Origin of the sequence: Streptomyces sp. SID1328 (assembly GCF_009865595.1) — a bacterium.
In the GTDB taxonomy this organism is placed as follows: Bacteria; Actinomycetota; Actinomycetes; order Streptomycetales; family Streptomycetaceae; genus Streptomyces; species Streptomyces griseoluteus.
The window spans coordinates 1-3,958 of sequence record NZ_WWKH01000096.1 but is presented as its reverse complement, the minus strand read 5'-3'; the positions used below and the strand labels follow the sequence as shown (position 1 = coordinate 3,958).

Here is a 3,958-nt window from a genome sequence, read left to right as displayed (position 1 = left end):
GGGCCAGCCCGACCGCGCCGGGGGTGTCGCCGTGCAGGCAGAGGGAGCGGGCCCCTACCCGGACGCGGGCGCCGGAGAGCGCGGTCACCTCGCCGGAGCGGGCGAGGTCCAGCGAGCGTGCCACCACCGCATCCGGGTCGCTGACCACGGCACCCTCCCGGTCGCGCGGCACGAGGGTGCCCTCGTCGGTGTAGGCGCGGTCCGCGAACGCCTCCGGGACCGCGCGGAGCCCCGCCTTCCCGGCCGCCTCCAGCAGGCGTGAGCCGGGCAGGCCCAGCACCGGCAGCCGGGCGCCGGCCAGGAGCACCCCGTCGACCACCGCGCGGGCCTGCTCCTCGTCCCGGACGACGCGGTTGTAGAGCGCGCCGTGCGGCTTGACGTAGGCCACGCGGGCGCCGGCGGCCCGCGCGAACACCTCCAACGCGCCGATCTGATAGGCGACTTCGGCCGCCAGCTCGGCGGACGGCACGTCCATCGCGCGCCGGCCGAAGCCGGCGAGGTCCCGGTAGGAGACCTGGGCGCCGATCGTCACCCCGCGCGCGGCGGCCAGGTCGCACACCCGGCGCATGGTCGCCGCGTCCCCGGCGTGGAAGCCGCAGGCCACATTGGCGCTGGTGACGACGGACAGCAGCCCCTCGTCGTCGGTCAGTTGCCAGCGGCCGAAGCCCTCGCCCAGGTCGGCGTTGAGATCGACCGGTCCGGTCACGGTCATCGGGTACGAACCTCCTCGGGTACGCGGATCAGCCGACGCCGACCACGCGGTACTGCTCGTCGCGCGCGTCGGTCAGGAACATCTGCCCCGGCGCGTGCGTGAGGGCGAACGGCGGCCGGGACGCCGTCACCGCCGCCTGCGGGGTCACCCCGCACGCCCAGAACACCGGGATGTCGTCGGGCGCCATGTCCACCGGGTCACCGAAGTCGGGCCGGGCCAGGTCCGCTATGCCGAGGGCGGCCGGGTCGCCGCAGTGCACCGGGCCGCCGTGCACGGCCGGGAGCAGCCCGCTCTCCCGGATCGCGGCCCGCAGATGCTCCGGCGGCACCGGACGCATCGACACCACCATCGGACCCTGCAGCCGCCCCGCCGGACGGCACTGCCGGCCGGTCACGTACATCGGCACGTTGCGGCCCTGCTCGACGTGGCGGATCGGCACGCCCGCCCCGGCCAGCGCCCACTCGAAGGTGAAGCTGCACCCCAGCAGGAACGCCACCAGGTCGTCCCGCCAGTACTCGCGCGCGTCGGACGGCTCGGCCACCAGCTCGCCGTCCCGCCACACCCGGTACCGCGGAAGATCGGTGCGCAGGTCGGCGCCGGGCGCGAGGACGGTGGTGACCGCGCCCGCGTCCGTCACGTCCAGCACCGGGCAGGGGCGGGGGTTGCGCTGGCAGAACAGCAGCATGTCGTAGGCCCAGTCGGCGGGCACCGCGATGAGGTTGGCCTGCGTGTGGCCCGCGGCGACACCCGCCGTGGGGCCGGTCAGGCCCGCCCGGAAGCGGGCCCGCGCGGTGCGGGGGCTCCAGTCGCGGGCGCCGGACTCGGCAAGGGCCACGGGACGGTCGCCGGTCAGGTCGGGGCGGGTCATGCCAGCTCCCGTCCGCGCGTCTCCGGCAGCCCGAACAGCGCCAGCGCCGCCAGCCCGTAGCCCGCCGCGCCGAACGCCAGCGCACCGCCGACGCCCCAGCTGTCGGCCAGGAAGCCCACCAGGGTCGGGAAGACCGCGCCCACCGCGCGCCCGGTGTTGTAGGTGAAGCCCTGTCCGGTACCGCGCACCGGCGTCGGGTACAGCTCGCTCAGATAGGAGCCGAAGCCGCTGAAGATGGCCGACATGCAGAAGCCGAGCGGGAAGCCCAGGATCAGGAGCAGGGTGCCCGCGCCGGGCGGGATGCTGGCGTACGCCAGCACACAGACCGCCGACAGCAGGGCGAACAGCCAGATGGTGCGGCGCCGGCCCAGCCGGTCGGTGAGGTGGCCGCCGGTCAGATAGCCGAGGAAGGCCCCGGAGATCAGCAGCGAGAGATAGCCGCCGGTGCCGACGACGGAGAGGCCGCGCTCGGTCTTCAGGTACGTCGGCACCCAGGTGGCCAGCGTGTAGTAGCCGCCCTGCACGCCGGTGGAGAGCAGGCTCGCGAAGAAGGTGATGCGCAGCAGCCCCGGCTCCTTCGACGTGCCCGGCCGGAAGATGGCCGTGAATGAGCCGCGCTCCGGGCTGTGTTCCCGGGCCGCCGCGGCCTGCGGCGCGTCGTGCACCCGGCGGCGCAGCCACACCACCAGCAGGGCGGGGAGCGCGCCGGTCCAGAACAGCACCCGCCAGGCCAGGTCCTCGCCGACGAAGGAGAACACCAGCGTGTAGACGATCGCGGCCAGACCCCAGCCGACCGCCCAGGAACTCTGCACCACGCCGAGGGTGCGCCCCCGGTGCCGCGCGCTCGCGTACTCGGCGACCAGGATGGCCCCGACCGCCCACTCGCCGCCGAAACCGAGGCCCTGGAGGGCGCGGAAAAGGAGCAGCGTCTCGTAGGTGGGGGCGAAGCCGCAGGCGACCGTGAACACCGCGTAGGTGACGACGGTGATCATCAGGGCCCGCACGCGGCCGATCCGGTCCGCGACCATGCCCGCCAGGGCCCCGCCGACGGCGGACACCACCAGCGTGACCGTGGTGAACAGCCCGGTCTGGCCGCTGTCGAGGTTGAAGTACGCGGCCAGCGCGACCATGGTCAGCGGCAGCGTGAAGTAGTCGTAGGAGTCGAGGGCATAGCCCCCGAAGGCCCCGGCGAAGGCGCGGCGGCCGCGCGGGCCGAGGGCGCGGAACCAGCCCAACGGCCCTTCCTCGTGGGTGGCTTGGTCGGGGACGGCGGTCAGTTGGGGCGGGGGAGTCGTGCTCATGGGCGGCACCTCGCAGAAGCGTGAGGGGGTGCGGGTCGGTGAGCAGTGCGGGTCGCGCGGCACGGGGTCGTGCGGCGCGGGGCCGTGCGGTGCCGGCCTCGTGGGGGAGGGCCGTGCGGAGCACCGTAGAGGATCGTTCAACGATCCTTCAATGGGTACGTTGTCTCGCCCCCGGCTCTGCGGTTGAATTCCGGGCATGGCAGAGCAGCTGGGTCAACTGGCCGACGACCGCGCCCTCCTGGGCCGTACCAGCACCGCCGAACGCGTCTCCGACATCCTCCGGAGCCGGATCGCGGAGGGTTATTTCCCGCCGGGCACCCGGCTGTCGGAGGACAGCATCGGCGGCGCCCTCGGGGTGTCCCGCAACACCCTGCGCGAGGCGTTCCGGCTGCTCACCCATGAACGGCTGCTGGTGCACGAACTCAACCGGGGCGTCTTCGTCCGGGTGCTGAGCGTCGCGGACGTGGAGGACATCTACCGCACCCGTGACCTGGTCGAGTGCGCCGTGGTACGCGGCCTCGGCGAACCCCCGTACGCCCTCGACAAGCTCGCCGGGGCGGTCGCCGAGGGGGAGTCGGCGGCGCGGGAAAGTGACTGGAAATCGCTGGGGACGGCCAACTTCCACTTCCACCGCGAACTGGTCGCCCTGGCCCGCAGCGAGCGCACCGACGAGCTGATGCGCAGCGTCTTCGCCGAACTCCGGCTCGCCTTCCACCACGTGGACCACCCGCGCCGCCTCCACGAGCCCTACCTCGCCCGCAACCGCCAGATCCTCGACGCCCTCCGCGCCGGCGACCGGGCCGGGGCGGAGGAACTGCTGTCGACCTATCTCGCGGACTCCCTCGAACGAGTGCTGGAGGTCTACCGCCGCCGGGTCGACGAGCAGTGAGACGCCTTGAGGCCGGGGGGGTCTCGCGCCGCTGTGACGGCCGTCGCTTCCACACCGTTTGGGTGGTTGTCGGACCGAGGACCTAATCTGTGCACCGTGACTTCGCCTGCACCGACGGACAGCGTTCCGCCCCAGCTCAGCGCGGCGCCGCGCCCCGCGCCGGGCCCGGCCGCCGACGAGGGGCTGGC

General features: G+C 73.9%; 4 protein-coding genes. 1 reads left to right on the top strand and 3 read right to left on the bottom strand.

Annotated elements, in window-relative coordinates:
* From GT030_RS03005 to GT030_RS02995, 3 genes are all read right to left on the bottom strand, one after another.
* The coding region (locus GT030_RS03005; RefSeq protein ID WP_161199696.1) for a 5-oxoprolinase subunit PxpA at positions 1-712 on the bottom strand (712 nt) is incomplete at its 3' end.
* A gap of 28 nt (positions 713-740) precedes the next feature.
* Positions 741-1,580: a putative hydro-lyase gene (locus GT030_RS03000; protein ID WP_161199695.1), complete on the bottom strand. Its 840-nt coding sequence runs from the start codon at positions 1,578-1,580 to the stop codon at positions 741-743.
* Positions 1,577-2,881 (bottom strand): MFS transporter, encoded by a 1,305-nt coding sequence (locus tag GT030_RS02995; RefSeq protein ID WP_161199694.1) that lies wholly within the window; start codon positions 2,879-2,881, stop codon positions 1,577-1,579. Before GT030_RS02995 ends, GT030_RS03000 begins: the two co-directional genes overlap by 4 nt.
* A gap of 196 nt (positions 2,882-3,077) precedes the next feature.
* Here GT030_RS02995 and GT030_RS02990 point away from each other — a divergent pair, with 196 nt between their 5' ends.
* On the top strand, positions 3,078-3,770 hold the full coding sequence (locus GT030_RS02990) for a GntR family transcriptional regulator (protein WP_161199693.1): 693 nt from the start codon (positions 3,078-3,080) through the stop codon (positions 3,768-3,770).
* Positions 3,771-3,958: the final 188 nt, after the last annotated feature.